General features: G+C 71.1%; 18 protein-coding genes. 17 read left to right on the top strand and 1 reads right to left on the bottom strand.

The features are described from left to right. Positions 1-4: 4 nt before the first annotated feature. From hisS to ACIQMR_RS08405, 3 genes are all read left to right on the top strand, one after another. On the top strand, positions 5-1,267 hold the full coding sequence (gene hisS / locus ACIQMR_RS08415) for a histidine--tRNA ligase (RefSeq protein WP_401384408.1): 1,263 nt from the start codon (positions 5-7) through the stop codon (positions 1,265-1,267). A 121-nt stretch (positions 1,268-1,388) separates the two neighbouring features. Then, positions 1,389-2,036 (top strand): vitamin K epoxide reductase family protein, encoded by a 648-nt coding sequence (locus tag ACIQMR_RS08410; RefSeq protein ID WP_401384405.1) that lies wholly within the window; start codon positions 1,389-1,391, stop codon positions 2,034-2,036. A gap of 57 nt (positions 2,037-2,093) precedes the next feature. Then, positions 2,094-3,461, top strand: coding sequence for a replication-associated recombination protein A (locus tag ACIQMR_RS08405; RefSeq protein ID WP_401384403.1), 1,368 nt, complete (start codon positions 2,094-2,096; stop codon positions 3,459-3,461). A gap of 9 nt (positions 3,462-3,470) precedes the next feature. Here the strand turns inward: ACIQMR_RS08405 and ACIQMR_RS08400 are convergent, their stop codons facing one another. Further along, the gene (locus ACIQMR_RS08400; protein ID WP_401384401.1) at positions 3,471-4,091 is read right to left on the bottom strand and encodes a DUF2470 domain-containing protein; all 621 of its coding nucleotides are present in this window, start codon (positions 4,089-4,091) and stop codon (positions 3,471-3,473) included. Between the two features lie 317 nt (positions 4,092-4,408). On the opposite strand from ACIQMR_RS08400, the gene rpsD reads away from it, so the two are divergent. The 14 genes from rpsD to efp all read left to right on the top strand — a co-directional run bounded on the left by rpsD (position 4,409) and on the right by efp (position 18,504). After that, complete coding sequence (gene rpsD, locus ACIQMR_RS08395; protein WP_401384399.1) at positions 4,409-5,020, top strand: 30S ribosomal protein S4; 612 nt, start codon at positions 4,409-4,411, stop codon at positions 5,018-5,020. A gap of 201 nt (positions 5,021-5,221) precedes the next feature. Continuing rightward, complete coding sequence (locus tag ACIQMR_RS08390; protein ID WP_401384396.1) at positions 5,222-5,653, top strand: DUF948 domain-containing protein; 432 nt, start codon at positions 5,222-5,224, stop codon at positions 5,651-5,653. Positions 5,654-5,658: 5 nt separating this feature from the next. Further along, a complete protein-coding gene (locus tag ACIQMR_RS08385; protein ID WP_401384394.1) occupies positions 5,659-6,006 on the top strand; it encodes a DUF6167 family protein in 348 nt (115 codons plus the stop codon). Continuing rightward, the gene (alaS, locus tag ACIQMR_RS08380; protein WP_401384392.1) at positions 6,006-8,675 is read left to right on the top strand and encodes an alanine--tRNA ligase; all 2,670 of its coding nucleotides are present in this window, start codon (positions 6,006-6,008) and stop codon (positions 8,673-8,675) included. Before ACIQMR_RS08385 ends, alaS begins: the two co-directional genes overlap by 1 nt. A gap of 94 nt (positions 8,676-8,769) precedes the next feature. Beyond that, the gene (ruvX, locus tag ACIQMR_RS08375; protein WP_266375797.1) at positions 8,770-9,234 is read left to right on the top strand and encodes a Holliday junction resolvase RuvX; all 465 of its coding nucleotides are present in this window, start codon (positions 8,770-8,772) and stop codon (positions 9,232-9,234) included. A 101-nt stretch (positions 9,235-9,335) separates the two neighbouring features. After that, positions 9,336-11,105 carry an endolytic transglycosylase MltG gene (mltG, locus tag ACIQMR_RS08370; protein ID WP_401384388.1) on the top strand — a complete coding sequence of 590 codons (1,770 nt, stop codon included), beginning with the start codon at positions 9,336-9,338 and terminating at the stop codon, positions 11,103-11,105. After that, a complete protein-coding gene (locus ACIQMR_RS08365) occupies positions 11,083-11,925 on the top strand; it encodes a shikimate dehydrogenase (protein WP_401384386.1) in 843 nt (280 codons plus the stop codon). Before mltG ends, ACIQMR_RS08365 begins: the two co-directional genes overlap by 23 nt. A 176-nt stretch (positions 11,926-12,101) precedes the next feature. Further along, positions 12,102-13,286, top strand: a complete 1,185-nt coding sequence (aroC, locus tag ACIQMR_RS08360; protein ID WP_401384384.1) for a chorismate synthase — start codon at positions 12,102-12,104, stop codon at positions 13,284-13,286. Then, the gene (locus ACIQMR_RS08355) at positions 13,283-13,837 is read left to right on the top strand and encodes a shikimate kinase (RefSeq protein ID WP_401384381.1); all 555 of its coding nucleotides are present in this window, start codon (positions 13,283-13,285) and stop codon (positions 13,835-13,837) included. The genes aroC and ACIQMR_RS08355 overlap by 4 nt, the downstream gene beginning before the upstream one ends. After that, positions 13,834-14,928 carry a 3-dehydroquinate synthase gene (gene aroB, locus ACIQMR_RS08350; RefSeq protein ID WP_401384378.1) on the top strand — a complete coding sequence of 365 codons (1,095 nt, stop codon included), beginning with the start codon at positions 13,834-13,836 and terminating at the stop codon, positions 14,926-14,928. Before ACIQMR_RS08355 ends, aroB begins: the two co-directional genes overlap by 4 nt. Then, the gene (gene aroQ / locus ACIQMR_RS08345) at positions 14,925-15,365 is read left to right on the top strand and encodes a type II 3-dehydroquinate dehydratase (protein ID WP_401384375.1); all 441 of its coding nucleotides are present in this window, start codon (positions 14,925-14,927) and stop codon (positions 15,363-15,365) included. The genes aroB and aroQ overlap by 4 nt, the downstream gene beginning before the upstream one ends. Positions 15,366-15,498: 133 nt before the next feature. Next, positions 15,499-16,341, top strand: a complete 843-nt coding sequence (locus tag ACIQMR_RS08340; RefSeq protein ID WP_401384372.1) for a Pro-rich N-terminal domain-containing protein — start codon at positions 15,499-15,501, stop codon at positions 16,339-16,341. A 409-nt stretch (positions 16,342-16,750) separates the two neighbouring features. Continuing rightward, positions 16,751-17,866, top strand: coding sequence for an aminopeptidase P family protein (locus ACIQMR_RS08335; RefSeq protein WP_401384370.1), 1,116 nt, complete (start codon positions 16,751-16,753; stop codon positions 17,864-17,866). 71 nt (positions 17,867-17,937) lie between these two features. Next, positions 17,938-18,504, top strand: coding sequence for an elongation factor P (gene efp, locus ACIQMR_RS08330; protein ID WP_266375811.1), 567 nt, complete (start codon positions 17,938-17,940; stop codon positions 18,502-18,504).

Raw genomic sequence — 18,504 nt, 5'->3', positions numbered from 1 at the left:
GTCCGTGAGCACCTTCCAGGCCCCCAAGGGCACGTACGACCTGATCCCGCCGGACTCCGCCAAGTACCTGGCGGTGCGCGAGGCGATCGCCGCGCCGCTGAGGAACTCCGGCTACGGCTACATCGAGACGCCCGGCTTCGAGAACGTCGAGCTGTTCGCGCGCGGCGTCGGTGAGTCCACCGACATCGTCACCAAGGAGATGTACGCCTTCGAGACCAAGGGCGGCGACAGGCTCGCCCTGCGGCCCGAGGGCACCGCGTCCGTGCTGCGCGCCGCTCTGGAGGCCAATCTCCACAAGGCCGGAAACCTGCCGGTCAAGCTCTGGTACTCGGGCTCGTACTACCGCTACGAGCGCCCGCAAAAGGGCCGCTACCGGCACTTCTCGCAGGTCGGCGCCGAGGCGCTGGGCGCCGAGGACCCGGCGCTGGACGCCGAGCTGATCATCCTGGCCGACCAGGCCTACCGCTCGCTGGGCCTCAGCAACTTCCGCATCCTGCTGAACTCGCTCGGCGACAAGGAGTGCCGCCCCGTCTACCGCGACGCCCTCCAGGGCTTCCTGCGCGGGCTCGACCTGGACGAGGACACCCGTCGCCGGGTCGACATCAACCCCCTGCGGGTCCTCGACGACAAGCGCGACAGCGTCCAGCGGCAGCTCGTGGGCGCGCCGCTGCTCCGCGACCACCTGTGCGACGCGTGCAAGGCGTACCACGAGGAGGTGCGCGACCTGCTGACGGCGGCCGGCGTCGCCTACGAGGACGACGAGAAGCTGGTGCGCGGACTGGACTACTACACGCGCACGACCTTCGAGTTCGTCCACGACGGTCTCGGCTCGCAGTCCGCGGTGGGTGGCGGCGGCCGCTACGACGGCCTGTCCGAGATGATCGGCGGCCCCGCGCTGCCGTCCGTCGGGTGGGCCCTCGGCGTCGACCGTACGGTCCTGGCGCTGGAGGCCGAGGGCATCGAGCTCGAACTGCCCTCCGCCACTGGCGTGTTCGCCGTCCCGCTCGGCGAGGAGGCGCGCCGCGTCCTCTTCGGTGTCGTCACCGAGCTTCGCAGGTCGGGCGTCGCCGCCGACTTCAGCTACGGCGGCAAGGGCCTCAAGGGCGCGATGAAGAACGCGAACCGCAGTGGTGCGCGGTACGCGATCGTCGCCGGCGAGCGGGACCTCGCGGAGGGCGTGGTCCAGCTCAAGGACATGGAGTCCGGCGAGCAGACGGCGGTCCCGCTGGACGGCCTGGTCGCGGCGGTCAGGTCGCGCCTGTCCTGAGGCGGGCGTGAGCCCTCGGGGCCCCTGCGCGCGTACGTCCTTATGTCCATCGAACGGTGGACGCGTGCAGGGGTGCGGCAGAATGACGGTGCCAGCGGTGCCCGAGTGATGGAACGGCGATATGACGACTGCAGCGGTTGACGGTGTGTCCTCCGGCAAGGAAGCGGAGGCCGCGCGCGGCGCCGTCGGCGGCAGCCGCGCGTTCGCCTGGCTACTGGTGATCACCGGCGCGGCCGGGCTGCTGGCCTCCTGGGTCATCACGATCGACAAGTTCAAGATCCTCGAGGCCGAGATCGCGGGGACGACCTTCACCCCCGGCTGCAGCCTCAACCCGATCGTCTCCTGCGGCAGCGTCATGGAGAGCGACCAGGCCTCCGCCTTCGGGTTCCCCAACCCGATGCTCGGCCTCGCCGCGTACGCCGTCGTGATCTGCGTCGGCATGAGCCTGCTGGCCGGGGCCCGCTTCCGCCGCTGGTACTGGCTGACGTTCAACGCGGGCACCCTCTTCGGCGTCGGATTCTGCACCTGGCTGCAGTACCAGTCGCTGTACAACATCAACGCGCTGTGTCTGTGGTGCTCGCTGGCGTGGGTCGCCACGATCTTCATGTTCTGGTACGTGACCTCGCACAACATCCGCAACGGACTGCTCCCGGCCCCGGCGTGGGCGAAGAACTTCCTGGCCGAGTTCGCCTGGGTCCCGCCCGTGCTGCACACCGGCGTCATCGGGATGCTGATCCTGACCCGCTGGTGGGACTTCTGGACCGGCTGACGGATCCGGCCGAGGGCGTGGACAGGGTTGTCAGTGCCCTGACTTAGGCTTCTTCACGTGGAGCCCGATCTCTTTACCGCCGCGGCAGAGGAACGCCAGGAGAAGGACCCGTCCGCGAGTCCCCTGGCGGTCCGGATGCGCCCGCGCACCCTCGACGAGGTCGTGGGCCAGCAGCATCTGCTGAAGCCGGGATCGCCGCTGCGCAGACTCGTCGGCGAAGGCTCCGGCGGGCCCGCCGGAGCCTCGTCGGTGATCCTCTGGGGCCCGCCGGGCACCGGCAAGACGACGCTCGCGTATGTCGTCTCCAAAGCGACGAACAAGCGCTTCGTCGAGCTCTCCGCGATCACGGCCGGTGTCAAGGAGGTCCGCGCGGTCATCGAGGGCGCCCGTCGCGCCGCCGGCGGCTTCGGCAAGGAGACCGTCCTCTTCCTCGACGAGATCCACCGCTTCAGCAAGGCACAGCAGGACTCCCTGCTCCCCGCCGTGGAGAACCGCTGGGTGACCCTGATCGCGGCGACGACCGAGAATCCGTACTTCTCGGTGATCTCACCGCTGCTGTCCCGCTCCCTGCTGCTCACCCTGGAGCCCCTCACCGACGACGACCTGCGCGCGCTCATGCGGCGGGCACTGGCCGAGGAGCGCGGTCTCGGCGACGCGGTGACGCTGCCCGACGACGCCGAGGCGCATCTGCTGCGGATCGCCGGCGGAGACGCCCGGCGGGCGCTGACCGCGCTGGAGGCCGCCGCCGGCGCGGCCCTCGCCAAGAGCGAGAAGGACATCTCCCTCACGACCGTGGAGGAGACCGTCGACCGTGCGGCCGTGAAGTACGACCGGGACGGCGACCAGCACTACGACGTGGCGAGCGCGCTCATCAAGTCCATCCGCGGCTCCGACGTGGACGCCGCGCTGCACTATCTGGCCCGCATGATCGAGGCGGGGGAGGATCCCAGGTTCATCGCCCGGCGGCTGATGATCTCGGCGAGTGAGGACATCGGCCTCGCCGACCCGACGGCGCTGCCGACGGCCGTCGCCGCCGCCCAGGCCGTGGCCATGATCGGTTTCCCCGAGGCGGCGCTCACCCTCAGCCATGCCACCATCGCGCTGGCCCTGGCCCCGAAGTCCAATGCCGCGACGATGGCGATAGGCGCCGCTCTCGCGGATGTGCGGGGCGGTCTCGCCGGCCCGGTCCCGCCGCATCTGCGCGACGGCCACTACAAGGGCGCGGCCAAGCTGGGTCACGCCCAGGGGTATGTGTATCCGCACGACGTCCCGGGCGGCATCGCCCCGCAGCAGTACGCGCCGGACGCGGTCCACGGCAAGCGCTACTACGAACCGACGCGGTACGGCGCGGAGGCACGTTACGCGGACGTGGTCGAGAAGGTCCGCGAGCGCCTCCGGGGCGGTGAAGCGGGGAACGACCGCTGAGGCGCGTCGTCAGCCCATCGCCGCGGAGAAGAGCGTGTGCATGGCCTGCCGCAGCTCCCCGGTGTCCCGCACCGGCTCGGGGAAGTCGAAGCGCGCGTCGAAGGCGCGGCCCCCCTTCTTCTCCGTGATGCGCACCCGCAGCCCGAACCGGTCGAGTGCCAGCGGCACCACGTCATGCTCCGCGGAGGGCTTGTCCTTGCGGTCGCCGAGCAGGGTGGCCAGCCCGCGCACCTGGTCGGCGTGGGTGGAGTGCAGATGCTGCAGCAGTTCCGCCTCGTGCCGCGCGACCGGATCGGGCTCGGTCCCGCCGAGGTCGTCGGGCTCCACACTGCCCGTGCCCCACAGATCGTCCACGGAGATCTCGCCGGTCTCCAGCCGTACCAGCATCCAGGAGGGGTGCTCCGTGTCGCTCTCCAGCACCGCGCGCACGGGGTGCCGCTCGGCGAGCAGTTCCCGGTAGCGGTCGCGGTCCTCGTTGCGCACGGCGGTCAGCCAGCCGGCGAGCCAGGCGCGGCCGCGGATCCGCTGCCGTACGGCGACGGGGGCGACATCCGTGATCTCCATCACGCAGGTCAGGTCGTCGTCCTGGGCGTACGCCGCGGCCCTGGCGGTGGGAGAATCCCATGGCACAAGGAGAACGATGTCCCCCTCAGGGGTGACGGTGCGCGCGGCGGGTTCCCAGAACCCTGGACCCTGGTCGCGAGCACCGGGCAGCGTGAGGGATACTGAGGCGTTGTACTCAACGAGGGTTCGTACGCGCTCGGCTTTGGTGGGCTGCCGAGCGTCTTCCCTGGGACGCGGCTGACCTTGTTCATCGTCGTCGTAAGCAGGCGCTGGGGCGTCTGAACTGCGATGCGCACTGGGCAGGGGGATCCCATGTGGTCGAGACATTACGTCCTCCTCGATTAAGGTAAGGCTCACCTAACTTACATGGAGGTAGGTTCCCCGTGAACCAGTCGCGACCCAAGGTCAAGAAGTCGCGTGCACTCGGCATCGCCCTGACGCCGAAGGCCGTCAAGTACTTCGAGGCTCGCCCCTACCCGCCGGGTGAGCACGGCCGTGGCCGCAAGCAGAACTCGGACTACAAGGTCCGTCTGCTCGAGAAGCAGCGTCTTCGCGCTCAGTACGACGTCTCCGAGCGGCAGCTGGTCCGTGCCTACGAGCGCGCCAGCAAGGTCCAGGGCAAGACGGGCGAGGCCCTGATCATCGAGCTCGAGCGCCGTCTCGACGCCCTGGTGCTCCGGTCCGGCATCGCCCGCACGATCTACCAGGCCCGTCAGATGGTCGTTCACGGCCACGTCGAGGTCAACGGTGGCAAGGTCGACAAGCCCTCGTTCCGTATCCGCCCGGACGACGTCGTCACGATCCGCGAGCGCTCCCGCGAGAAGCACCCCTTCCAGGTCGCCCGTGAGGGTGGCTACGCGCCCGACGGCGAGACCCCGCGCTACCTGCAGGTCAACCTCAAGGCGCTGGCCTTCCGCCTGGACCGGGAGCCGAACCGCAAGGAGATCCCGGTGATCTGCGACGAGCAGCTGGTCGTCGAGTACTACGCCCGCTGATCCAGCGGTCGTAGAACACCACGGCTTCGCGCCTCAGCCCGCCGCTCCCCCCGCCGATTCCGGCGGGGGAGCGGCGGGCTCTCGCGTTCCCGAACGGGGTCCCGTTCCCGTGCTGATACGGGTACGGGGCGCGACCTCCGGCGCGATAGGGTCGGACAAAGACTTTCGAAGTGACCCTCGACGAGCAGAGAGCGGTGCAGCGTGACCGGTGGAGAGGTTGCCGGGATCCTGGTGGCTGTCTTCTGGGCGATCCTGGTCTCCTTCCTCGCCGTGGTGCTGGTGAGGCTGGCGCAGACGCTCAGGGCGACCACCAAGCTGGTGGCGGAGGTGACCGAGCAGGCCGTGCCACTGCTGGCCGACGCCTCCGCGACCGTCCGGTCCGCGCAGACCCAGCTCGACCGGGTCGACGCCATCGCCTCCGACGTCCAGGAGGTCACCTCCAACGCCTCGGCACTCTCCACCACCGTCGCCTCGACGTTCGGCGGCCCGCTGGTGAAGGTCGCGGCGTTCGGCTACGGCGTACGCCGGGCGATGAGCCGCAACAAGACCGATGCGCCGCCCGCGCAGACCCGTCGCACGGTCGTCGTCGGCCGCACCGTACCGGCCGCGAGGCGCCGCAAGCAGAAGGGCTGAGCGCGATGTTCCGTCGTGCGTTCTGGTTCACCGCGGGCGCCGCCGCCGGCGTGTGGGCCACCACCAAGGTCAACCGGAAGCTCAAGCAGCTGACCCCGGAAAGCCTGGCCGCACAGGCCGCGAACAAGGCGGTCGAGACCGGGCACCGTCTCAAGGACTTCGCCCTCGACGTCCGGGCCGGGATGGCCCAGCGCGAGGCCGAGCTCGGCGAGGCCCTGGGGATCGAGGAGCCCGTCGACCGGGGACTGCCCGCGCAGCGCGGTCGCACCGCCCTCGAAAACCAGAAGCAGTACAGGAAGCACTACGAGATGCTTGACAAGAAGCATCCGTACAACCGGAATGAGGACCACTGATGGAGTCGGCTGAAATCCGCCGCCGCTGGCTGAGCTTCTTCGAGGAGCGCGGGCACACCGTCGTGCCTTCGGCGTCGCTCATCGCGGACGACCCGACTCTGCTCCTGGTCAACGCGGGCATGGTGCCCTTCAAGCCGTACTTCCTGGGCGAGACCAAGCCGCCCGCCCCGCGCGCCACCAGCGTGCAGAAGTGCGTGCGTACGCCCGACATCGAAGAGGTCGGCAAGACCACCCGCCACGGCACGTTCTTCCAGATGTGCGGCAACTTCTCCTTCGGCGACTACTTCAAGGAAGGCGCCATCAAGTACGCCTGGGAGCTGCTCACCGGCTCCGTGGCGGACGGCGGCTACGGACTGGAGCCGGAGAAGCTCTGGATCACGGTGTACCTCGACGACGACGAGGCCGAGCGCATCTGGCGCGAGGTCGTCGGCGTCCCCGCCGAGCGCATCCAGCGCCTCGGCAAGAAGGACAACTTCTGGTCCATGGGCGTGCCCGGCCCCTGTGGCCCCTGCTCGGAGATCAACTACGACCGCGGTCCCGCGTTCGGCGTCGAGGGCGGCCCGGCCGTCAACGACGAGCGCTACGTGGAGATCTGGAACCTGGTCTTCATGCAGTACGAGCGTGGCGAGGGAACCTCCAAGGAGGACTTCGAGATCGTCGGTGACCTGCCGAGCAGGAACATCGACACCGGTCTCGGCCTCGAGCGTCTCGCCATGATCCTGCAGGGCGTGCAGAACATGTACGAGACCGACACCCTGCGCGTGGTCATCGACAAGGCCACCGAGCTCACCGGCGTCCGCTACGGCGAGAACCACGACTCGGACGTGTCCCTCCGCGTGGTCGCCGACCACCTGCGTACGTCCGTGATGCTCATCGGCGACGGCGTCACCCCCGGCAACGAGGGCCGCGGCTACGTGCTGCGCCGCATCATGCGCCGCGCCATCCGCAACATGCGCCTCCTCGGCGCCACCGACCCGGTGGTCGCCGCTCTCGTCGACGTGGTCGTCAAGACCATGGGGCAGCAGTACCCGGAGCTGGAGACCGACCGCAAGCGCATCGAGTCCGTCGCGCTCGCCGAGGAGGTCCGCTTCCTCAAGACGCTGAACGCCGGTACGAACGTGCTGGACGGCGCCGTCACCGAGGCCCGCAGCGCCGGCTCGAAGGTCCTCTCCGGCGACAAGGCCTTCCTGCTCCACGACACCTGGGGCTTCCCGATCGACCTCACGCTGGAGATGGCCGCCGAGCAGGGCCTGACCGTGGACGAGGACGGCTTCCGTCGGCTGATGAAGGAGCAGCGGGAGCGCGCCAAGGCCGACGCCAGGGCGAAGAAGACCGGCCACGCCGATCTGTCCGCCTACCGCGAGGTCGCCGACACCTCCGGCACGACCGAGTTCACCGGCTACGGCCACACCGAGGGCGAGTCGACCATCGTCGGTCTGCTCGTCGACGGTGTCCCCTCTCCGGCCGCCTCCGAGGGCGACGAGGTCGAGGTCGTCCTCGACCGCACCCCCTTCTACGCCGAGGGCGGCGGCCAGCTCGCCGACCAGGGCCGGATCAAGCTCGACACGGGCGCCGTCATCGAGATCCGCGACGTCCAGCAGCCGGTCCCCGGTGTCTCCGTGCACAAGGGCTCGGTGCAGGTCGGCGAGGTGACCGTGGGCGCCTCCGCCTACACCGCCATCGACGTCAAGCGCCGCCGGGCCATCGCCCGCGCCCACAGCGCCACCCACCTCACCCACCAGGCGCTGCGCGACGCCCTCGGCCCCACGGCCGCCCAGGCGGGCTCCGAGAACTCCCCGGGCCGCTTCCGCTTCGACTTCGGCTCGCCCGCCGCCGTCCCCGGCACGGTCCTCACCGACGTCGAGCAGAAGATCAACGAGGTCCTGGCCCGGGAGCTCGACGTCCAGGCCGAGGTCATGAGCATCGACGAGGCCAAGAAGCAGGGCGCCATCGCCGAGTTCGGCGAGAAGTACGGCGAGCGGGTGCGGGTCGTCACCATCGGCGACTTCTCCAAGGAGCTGTGCGGCGGTACGCACGTCCACAACACCGCCCAGCTGGGTCTGGTGAAGCTGCTCGGCGAGTCGTCGATCGGCTCCGGCGTGCGCCGGATCGAAGCCCTCGTCGGCGTCGACGCGTACAACTTCCTGGCCAAGGAGCACACGGTCGTCGCCCAGCTCCAGGAGCTGGTCAAGGGCCGCTCCGAGGAGCTGCCGGAGAAGATCGCGGCCATGCTCGGCAAGCTGAAGGACGCCGAGAAGGAGATCGAGAAGTTCCGCGCGGAGAAGGTGCTCCAGGCCGCCGCCGGTCTCGTCGAGAGCGCCAAGGACGTGCGTGGCATCGCCCTGGTCACCGGCCAGGTCCCGGACGGCACCTCCGCCGACGACCTGCGCAAGCTGGTCCTCGACGTCCGGGGCCGCATCCCGGGTGACCGTCCGGCCGTCGTGGCCCTGTTCACCACGGCCAACGGCCGTCCGCTGACCGTCATCGCCACCAACGAGGCCGCCCGCGGGCGCGGCCTCAAGGCCGGCGAGCTGGTCCGTACGGCCGCCAAGACCCTCGGCGGTGGCGGTGGCGGCAAGCCCGACGTGGCTCAGGGCGGCGGCCAGAACCCGGCCGCGATCGGCGACGCCATCGACGCCGTCGAGCGTCTGGTCGGCGAGACGGCCTGATCGTGAGCGACGCGCGTGCGGCCGCCGGGCCGCGGCCGACGACGACACCCGCACTGCGCCGCGCGGGCGCGGAAGCGAGCGGGGTGTGAGTGCGATGCGCAGAGGACGTCGTCTTTCGATCGACGTCGGGGACGCCCGCATCGGGGTCGCCTCGTGCGACCCCGACGGGGTCCTCGCCACCCCGGTGGAGACCGTGCCCGGACGTGATGTCCCGGCCGCCCACCGGCGGCTGAGGCAGCTCGTCGACGAGTACGAGCCGATCGAGGTCGTCGTCGGCCTGCCCCGCTCGCTGAGCGGTGGCGAGGGCCCCGCGGCGGCCAAGGTCCGCGGCTTCGCCCAGGAACTGGCCCGGGGCATCGCCCCCGTGCCGGTACGACTGGTCGACGAGAGGATGACCACAGTGACGGCCGGGCAGGGCTTGCGTGCCTCGGGCGTGAAGTCCAGAAAGGGCCGGTCTGTCATCGACCAAGTGGCCGCAGTTGTCATCCTTCAGAACGCTTTGGAGACCGAACGGACCTCCGGGGGTCCCCCGGGCGAGGGCGTCGAAGTGGTCATCTGATCGCGATACGGTAACGTTCCGCGCGATGCGGCGGTGTTCGAACACCGCCGCACAACGTAGAGGCGGACCGTCCGTGCCCGCCTCTCGGCTCTAGGGGATCGATGACTGAGTATGGCCGGGCCCCCGGCTCCGAACCGTGGCACCCCGAGGACCCGCTGTACGGGGACCAGGGGTGGAGAGGACAGCAGGGCGACGGCTCTGTGTCCTACGGCGGCCAGCAGCAGTACCCGCAGCAGCCGCAGGCGCCCGAGCCCCACTACGGCAACGATCCGCAGTACCAGCAGGGATACCAGCAGCAGTATCCCCAGCAGCAGTACGACGGCGGGCAGTACGCGCCCCAGCAGCAGGGACACCGGCCTGGGCAGCAGCAGTACCCCCAGCAGCACGGACACCAGCAGTACGCACAGCAACAGCACGCCCAGCAGCACGGGCAGCAGCAGTACGACCAGCAGCAGTACGGCGGCCAGTGGGACACCGGTCAGCAGCCCGTGATGCCGTACGACCCGAACACGGGAGCCGTCCCGTACGGCGCGGGAGCCGACTACTACGGCACGTCCGACGCCTACCCGCCGCCGCAGCCTCCCGGCCACCGCGGTGCCCCGCCGCAGCAGGCACAGCAGACTCGGCAGGCGCCCGCGCCGGAGGACGACTGGGCGGCGGAACCGCAGGAGGAGGACCACCCGTTCTTCACCGGCGAGGACCGCCGTGAGGACGACGACCACGACGAGGACCCCGGCGACGGGCGACGGCGTGGCGGTGACGGCGGACGCGGCCCTGGCAAGAAAAAGAAGAAGGGCCGCAACGGCTTCGCGTGCCTGTTCGTCGCGGTCGTCCTGGTCGGCGGGGCCGGCGGCGTCGGCTACGTGGGATACCAGTTCTGGCAGGGCCAGTTCGGCGCGGCACCCGACTTCGAGGGCGCCGGCAGCGGACAGGTCCAGGTCACGGTCCCGCCGGGGGCGAGCGGCACCGAGATCGGGACGCTCCTCAAGGAAGCCGGCGTCGTGAAGAGCGTCGACGCCTTCATCTCGGCACAGAACGAGAACCCCCGGGGCCGCAGCATCCAGGACGCCGTGTACACCCTGAAGAAGGGCATGTCCGCGGACGAAGCCGTCAAGCTGATGCTCAACCCCGCCAGCCGCAACGGCCTCACCTTCGCCGAGGGCGCGCGCAACGCCCAGATCTACGAGCAGATCGACAAGCGTCTCGAACTCGATCCCGGCACCACCAAGTCCGTCGCCGAGAAGCAGGCGAAGACGCTCGGGCTCCCCGCCTGGGCGCAGGGCCACGAGAACGTCAAGGACCCGCTGGAAGGTTTCCTCTACCCCGCCACCTATCCGGTCGCCAAGGGTGCCAAGCCCGAGGAGATCCTCAAGGCGATGGTCAAGCGGGCCAACCAGGAGTACGGCCAGGTCGACCTCGAGGCCAAGGCGAAGCAGTTCAAGCTGAAGAACGCCTGGGAACTGGTCACCGTGGCCAGCCTCGTGCAGGCCGAGGGCAAGAACGAGTCGGACTACAAGAAGATGGCCGAGGTCGTCTACAACCGGCTCAAGCCCACCAACACGGAGACCAACCAGAAGCTGCAGTTCGACTCGACCTACAACTACCTCAAGGGTCAGAGCAAGATCGACATCACTGAGGACGAGATCAACAGCAACCAGGACGCGTACAACACGTACACCCAGAAGGGGCTGCCGCCCGGGCCCATCGGCAACCCCGACGTGACGGCTCTGAACGCTGCGATCACCCCGACCTCGGACGGCTGGATGTACTTCGTGGCGACCGACGGCAAGCACAAGACCGAGTTCGCCAAGACCCATGCGGAGTTCGAGAAGCTCAGGGACAAGTTCAATGAACAGCGCGACACCGACTGACATCCGCCGGGCCGCGGTCCTCGGGTCGCCCATCGCCCACTCGCTCTCCCCGGTGCTGCACCGGGCCGCCTACGCGGCGATGGGCCTCACCGGCTGGTCGTACGACCGCTTCGAGGTGAGCGAGGCGGACCTGGCGGGCTTCCTCGGCGGGCTGGACGCCTCCTGGGCGGGACTGTCGCTGACCATGCCGCTGAAGCGGGCGGTCATCCCGCTGCTCGACGCGATCAGCGACACCGCGGCGGCCGTCGAGGCCGTCAACACCGTCGTCCTCGACGAGGACGGCCGGCGCACGGGGGACAACACCGACATCCCCGGCATGATCGCCGCGCTGCGCGAGCGCGGCGTCGAGAAGGTCGACCACGCGGCCGTCCTCGGCGCCGGCGCCACCGCGTCCTCCGCGCTCGCCGCGCTCGCCCGGATCTGCACGGGACCGGTCACCGCGTACGTACGCAGCCATGTCCGTGCCGAGGAGATGCGCGGCTGGGGCGAGCGGCTCGGGGTCGAGGTGCACACCGCCGACTGGGCGGAGGCGGGTCATGCCTTCGACTCCCCGCTCGTCGTCGCCACCACGCCCGCGGGCGCGACGGACGCCCTCGTTCCGTATGTGCCGGAGCGCCCCGGCACGCTCTTCGACGTCCTCTACGACCCGTGGCCGACGCCGCTCGCGGCGGCGTGGGCCGAGCAGGACGGCTCCGTCGTCGGCGGACTCGACCTGCTCGTGCACCAGGCCGTTCTCCAGGTCGAGCAGATGACCGGCCGCTCCCCGGCGCCGCTCGCCGCGATGCGCGCGGCCGGCGAGGAAGCCCTCGCCGCACGCTGACCCCGGCCCGCCGCCGGGCGCAATCCCGTCCGTCTGCTGGACCACTGGCCGGGTCGGGTGCCCGGACGTGGGAGGATCAGAGGAGGCGGGCCAGGGTCGCGCGCCCCCTGGCTGTGGCTGGGAGGTACCCCCGGGTCGCGCCGTCGCAGTTCGAGGCGCGAGCAGGAGGAGCACCGTTGAGCAGGTTGCGCTGGTTGACCGCGGGGGAGTCGCACGGACCCGCACTGGTGGCGACGCTGGAGGGTCTTCCCGCCGGTGTCCCGATCACCACGGAGATGGTGGCGGACCACCTGGCCCGGCGGCGCCTCGGCTATGGACGCGGTGCGCGGATGAAGTTCGAGCGTGACGAGATCACCTTCCTGGGCGGCGTGCGGCACGGCCTCACGATGGGCTCACCGGTCGCGATCATGGTGGGCAACACCGAGTGGCCGAAGTGGGAGCAGGTCATGGCGGCCGATCCCGTCGACCCGGCGGAGCTGGCCGAGCTGGCCCGCAACGCCCCGCTGACCCGGCCCCGGCCCGGTCACGCCGATCTCGCCGGCATGCAGAAGTACGGCTTCGACGAGGCCCGTCCGATCCTGGAGCGGGCCAGCGCCCGCGAGACCGCGGCCCGGGTCGCCCTCGGTGCCGTGGCCCGGTCCTACCTCAAGGAGACCGCGGGCATCGAGATCGTCTCCCACGTGGTCGAGCTGGCCGCCGCCAAGGCCCCCTACGGGGTCTACCCGACCCCGGCCGACGTCGAGAGGCTCGACGCCGACCCGGTGCGCTGCCTCGACGCCGACGCCTCGAAGGCGATGGTCGCCGAGATCGACCAGGCCCACAAGGACGGCGACACCCTCGGCGGCGTCGTCGAGGTCCTCTCCTACGGCGTGCCGGTGGGCCTCGGTTCGCACGTGCACTGGGACCGTCGGCTGGACGCCCGGCTCGCCGCCGCGCTCATGGGCATCCAGGCCATCAAGGGTGTCGAGGTCGGCGACGGCTTCGAGCTCGCCCGCGTCCCCGGCTCCAAGGCGCACGACGAGATCATCGCCACCGAGGACGGCATCAAGCGCACCTCCGGCCGCTCCGGGGGCACCGAGGGCGGCCTGACCACCGGTGAGCTGCTGCGCGTACGGGCGGCCATGAAGCCGATCGCGACCGTCCCGCGGGCGCTGAGGACCGTCGACGTGAGCACGGGCGAGGCCGCCGCCGCGCACCACCAGCGCTCCGACGTGTGCGCCGTGCCGGCCGCCGGCATCGTCGCCGAGGCCATGGTGGCGCTGGTCCTGGCCGATGCCGTCGCCGAGAAGTTCGGTGGCGACAGCGTCCCCGAGACCCGCCGCAACGTGCGGTCGTACCTCGAGAACCTGGCTGTCCGGTGAGCCCACGGGTCGTACTGGTCGGGCCGATGGGCGTCGGCAAGTCCACCGTCGGGGCCCTCCTCGCCGAGCGCATCGGCACCGGCTACCGGGACACCGACGCCGACATCGTCGCCGCCCAGGGCCGGGAGATCTCCGACATCTTCATCGAGGACGGCGAGCCCCGCTTCCGCGAGCTGGAGCGCGCGGCCGTCCGTGCCGCCGTCGCCGAGCACACGGGCGTCCTCTCCCTCGGGGGCGGCGCCGTCCTCGACGAGGGCACCCGCGATCTGCTGTCCGGGCTGCCCGTCGTGTACCTCTCGATGGACGTCGAGGAGGCCGTACGCCGGGTCGGGCTGAACACCGCCCGCCCGCTGCTGGCCGTCAACCCGCGCCGCCAGTGGCGCGAGCTGATGGAGGCCCGTCGGCATCTGTACACCGACGTCGCCCGTGCCGTCGTCGCCACCGACGACCGCACGCCCGAAGAGGTCGCCCAGGCGGTCCTCGACGCACTCGACATGCAGGACCTCCCCGGGGGCGAGCCCCGGACCCCCGGCCAGGAGAAGACCCGATGACCGAGCAGGCAGTGACGCGTATCCAGGTCGGCGGCACGGCAGGTACCGACCCGTACGAGGTGCTCGTCGGCCGCCGGCTGCTCGGGGAACTCCCCGGGCTGATCGGCCCCAGGACCAAGCGCGTCGCCGTCATCCACCCCGAGGCGCTCGCCGAGACCGGTGAGGCGATCCGCGAGGACCTCGCGGGACAGGGCTTCGAGGCCGTCGCCATCCAGGTGCCCAACGCGGAGGAGGCCAAGACCGTCGAGGTCGCGGCCTACTGCTGGAAGGCCCTCGGCCAGACCGGCTTCACCCGCACCGACGTCATCGTCGGCGTCGGCGGCGGCGCCACCACCGACCTGGCCGGGTTCGTCGCCGCGAGCTGGCTGCGCGGGGTGCGCTGGATCGCCGTACCGACGACGGTCCTCGCCATGGTGGACGCCGCGGTCGGCGGAAAGACCGGCATCAACACCGCCGAGGGCAAGAACCTCGTCGGTGCCTTCCACCCGCCGGCCGGGGTGCTGTGCGACCTCGGCGCGCTGGACTCTCTCCCCGTCCACGACTACGTCAGCGGCATGGCCGAGATCATCAAGGCCGGCTTCATCGCCGACCCGGCCATCCTCGACCTCGTCGAGGCCGACCCGGAGGGCGCCCGCAGCCCGGCGGGGCCGCACACGTCGGAGCTGATCGAGCGCTCGATCCGGGTGAAGGCCGAGGTCGTCTCCAGCGACCTCAAGGAGTCGGGCCTGCGCGAGATCCTCAACTACGGCCACACCCTGGCGCACGCCATCGAGAAGAACGAGCGCTACAAGTGGCGGCACGGCGCCGCCGTGTCGGTCGGCATGGTCTTCGCGGCCGAACTGGGCCGTCTCGCCGGGCGGTTGGACGACGCGACCGCCGACCGGCACCGCACCGTCCTGGAGTCCGTCGGGCTGCCGCTGACCTACCGCGGCGACCAGTGGCCCAAGCTGCTGGAGACCATGAAGGTCGACAAGAAGTCCCGCGGCGATCTGCTGCGCTTCATCGTGCTCGACGGTCTCGCCAAGCCGACCGTGCTGGAGGGACCGGACCCGGCGGTGCTGCTCGCGGCGTTCGGCGAGGTGTCCGCGTGAGCCGCCGCGTCCTCGTCCTGAACGGGCCGAACCTCGGCCGGCTCGGCTCGCGGGAGCCGGACGTGTACGGCGCCACGTCCTACGAGGGGCTGGTGGACGCCTGCCGCTCGCTCGGCAAGGAGCTCGGCTTCGACGTCGACGTCCGCGAGACGAACGACGAGGGCGAGATGATCCGCTGGCTGCACGAGGCGGCCGACGGGTCGACCCCCGTCGTGATCAACCCCGGTGCGTTCACGCACTACTCGTACGGGATGCGGGACGCGGCGGCCCAGCGCACGGCCCCGCTCATCGAGGTGCACATCTCGAACCCCTACGCACGCGAGGAATTCCGCCACACTTCGGTGATCGCGGCGGTCGCCTCCGGAACGGTCGCGGGCTTCGGCATCGGCTCGTACCGGCTGGCCCTGCGCGCACTGGCCGAGGAACTCGGCGGCTGAACCTGCCCGGCCCGGGCACTTCGTACCGGCCCCGGCCGTTCCCACTGGGGCGGCCGGGGAGGGTACCGTTCGGTACGGGCCGGTCAACTGCCGCCCGACCAGCGTGAAGTCGTACGAGACGGAGTGGCACCGGATGCAGCACGCAGTGGGAGCTCCGCTGCCGCCCGACGGGCCGGGACACCTCCCGGGTCCCGTTCCCGGATCCATACCCGGGCCCGGCACCGCGCCCGGATGGGAGCACCAGGCGCAGCACCCCGGCCCCGCGCCGCAGGGGCCGCCCACCGCCGGCTGGAGCGGCCCGGCCCCGCAGCAGGCGCCGATGCCGCCCTCGCCCGACACCACGGGCCACGTCCAACTGCCACCGGGCGGACCGGTTCCCCTGCCCGCGCCCCCGCCTCCTGCCGACTCCGGCACCGGCGCCGCCCCGCTCGCGGTGCTGCTGATCGGCCCCGCGGGCGCGGGCAAGACGACCGTCGCCCGCCACTGGGCGCGGAACCGGCGTGTCTCCACCGCCCACATCAGCCTCGACGACGTCCGCGAATGGGTCTGCTCCGGCTTCGCCGACCCCCAGTCCGGCTGGAACGACCAGTCCGAGGCCCAGTACCGGCTCGCCCGCCGCACCTGTGGCTTCGCCGCGCGCAACTTCCTTGCCAACGGCATCTCCTGCATCCTCGACGACGCCGTCTTCCCCGACCGCCCCGTCGTCGGCCTCGGCGGCTGGAAGCGTCATGTGGGCCCCGGGCTGCTGCCCGTCGTGCTGCTGCCGGGCCTGGAGATCGTCCTGGAGCGCAACGCCGCGCGCAGCGGCAACCGCCGGCTCTCCGACGAGGAGGTCGCCAGCATCCACGGCCGCATGGCCGGCTGGTACGGCTCGGGACTGCCGATCATCGACAACTCCCAGTGCGACGTCGAGACCACGGCCCGCATCCTCGACGACGTCCTGGCGCGCGCCATCGCGAGCCCCCCGGCCTGGTAGGACGGACACGCTCAGCCCCCGGCCGTTCCGCCGGCCGGAGCGAGGACCGGGTTCGCCCGGGGCCACCGGGCGTCCCGCCGACCGGACCCGGCCGGCACGCCCACCCGGCCGTTCCGCCGACCGGGACGGACACCGTTCCCCTCGCGGCCGCCGGCCGCGGCGGCCACCGCCCGCCCGGCCGGGCAACCGAGGACCGGCGCTCCGGGCCACCCGATGGTCCGCGACCCCAGCCGCGGGCTTGTCCCCCGGGCGGATCGTGGACCGGGGCCGCCGGGCCCGCGTCACCCCGTGCGCCTCACACCCGGCGCGCCCGCCCGATGGTGGCGGCGACGCCTCGGGCAGAGGAGCGCGCACCCCGCTCGGACGCGCTCGGACGGCCGGATCGGCTCCGCGCTCTTAGGCTCGTGACATGTCCGAGGTGTTCGCTGCCCGCCGCGCCCGGCTGCGCGACCGCTGCGTCGCGGCCGGCAGCGCAGCGGCGCTGATCTCCCGGCCCGCCAACGTCCGCTATCTCGCAGGCGGCGCCCCACCCGGCGCCGTGCTGCTGCTGGGCCCCGCAGGCGACACCGACGACGTACTGCTGTGTCCCAGCGCGCCCACCGGCGACCCCGTCGAGGGACGCATGGACGAGCAGCTGCGGCAGATCGTCCTGCCCACCGACGGAGGAGACCCGGCCGTCGCCGCCGCGCGCACCGCCGACACCGACGGCGCGGACTCCCTGGCCGTGGAGGAGAACCACCTCACCGTCGCCCGCCACCGCGCCCTCGCCACCGTCACCCCGCATCTGCGCCTGGCCGACCTCGGCGGCGCCGTCGAGCAGCAGCGGATGGTGAAGGACGAGGACGAGATCGCCTGCCTGCGCATCGCGGCCGAGATCACCGACCAGGCCCTCGGCGAGCTGCTGGAGTCCATCCTCGTCGGCCGCACCGAGCGGCACCTCGCCCTCGAGCTGGAGCGCCGCCTCGTCGACCACGGCGCCGACGGCGCCGCGTTCCCCACCTCCGTCGCCACCGGCCCCCACGCCGGCCGCGGCGGCCACCGCCCGTCCGACCGGCGCGTCGAGGAGGGCGATTTCCTGTCCGTCTGCCTGGGCGCCAACTACCGCGGCTACCGCTGCGAGATCGGCCGTACCTTCGTCATCGGCACCACTCCCGCGGACTGGCAGATCGAGCTGTACGAACTCGTCTTCGCCGCTCAGCGGGCCGGCCGCGAGGCCCTCGTGCCCGGTGCCGGGTACCGGGACGTCGACCGCGCGGCACGCCACGTACTGGACGCGGCGGGCTACGGCGAAGGGCTCGCGCCCTCGACCGGCCACGGTGTAGGACTGGAAATCGACGAGGACCCGCAGCTGGCACCTGCGGCCATGGGTAAACTGGACGCTTGTGTGCCGGTCACCGTCGAACCGGGGGTTCACCTCCCGGGCCGGGGCGGAGTCCGGATCGATGACACGCTCGTCGTGCGCCAGGAGGCGGACGGCGGACCCGAGCTACTCACCATCACGACCAAGGAGCTGCTCGCGCTCTAGCCGAGCTCGCAGCGCGTACCTTCGCTTCTCCTCGGTCGTCCACCAGCGTCAGTCCAGGAGATTCCGCAACCGTGGCTTCCACGAACGACCTCAAGAACGGCATGGTGCTCAAGCTCGACAACGACCAGCTGTGGTCCGTCGTCGAGTTCCAGCACGTCAAGCCCGGCAAGGGCCCGGCCTTCGTGCGCACCAAGCTCAAGAACGTGCTGTCCGGCAAGATCGTCGACAAGACGTTCAACGCCGGTGTGAAGGTCGAGACGGCCACCGTCGACCGCCGCGACATGCAGTTCTCGTACATGGACGGCGAGTACTTCGTCTTCATGGACATGCAGACGTACGACCAGCTGCACGTGTCGCGCGCCGCTGTCGGCGACGCCGCGAACTTCCTCATCGAGGGCTTCACCGCCACCGTCGCCACCCACGAGGGCGAGGTGCTCTACGTCGAGCTCCCGGCCGCCGTCGAGCTGGTCATCCAGGAGACCGAGCCGGGTGTCCAGGGCGACCGCTCCACCGGTGGCACCAAGCCCGCGACCCTGGAGACCGGTTACACCATCCAGGTCCCGCTCTTCATCACCACCGGTGAGAAGATCAAGGTCGACACCCGTTCCGGCGACTACCTCGGCCGGGTGAACAGCTAA

Source organism: Streptomyces sp. NPDC091376, from assembly GCF_044757085.1.
Lineage (GTDB): Bacteria > Actinomycetota > Actinomycetes > Streptomycetales > Streptomycetaceae > Streptomyces > Streptomyces pratisoli.
The sequence above is the reverse complement of the archived record's forward strand: the minus strand, read 5'-3'. Positions and strand labels throughout refer to the sequence as shown.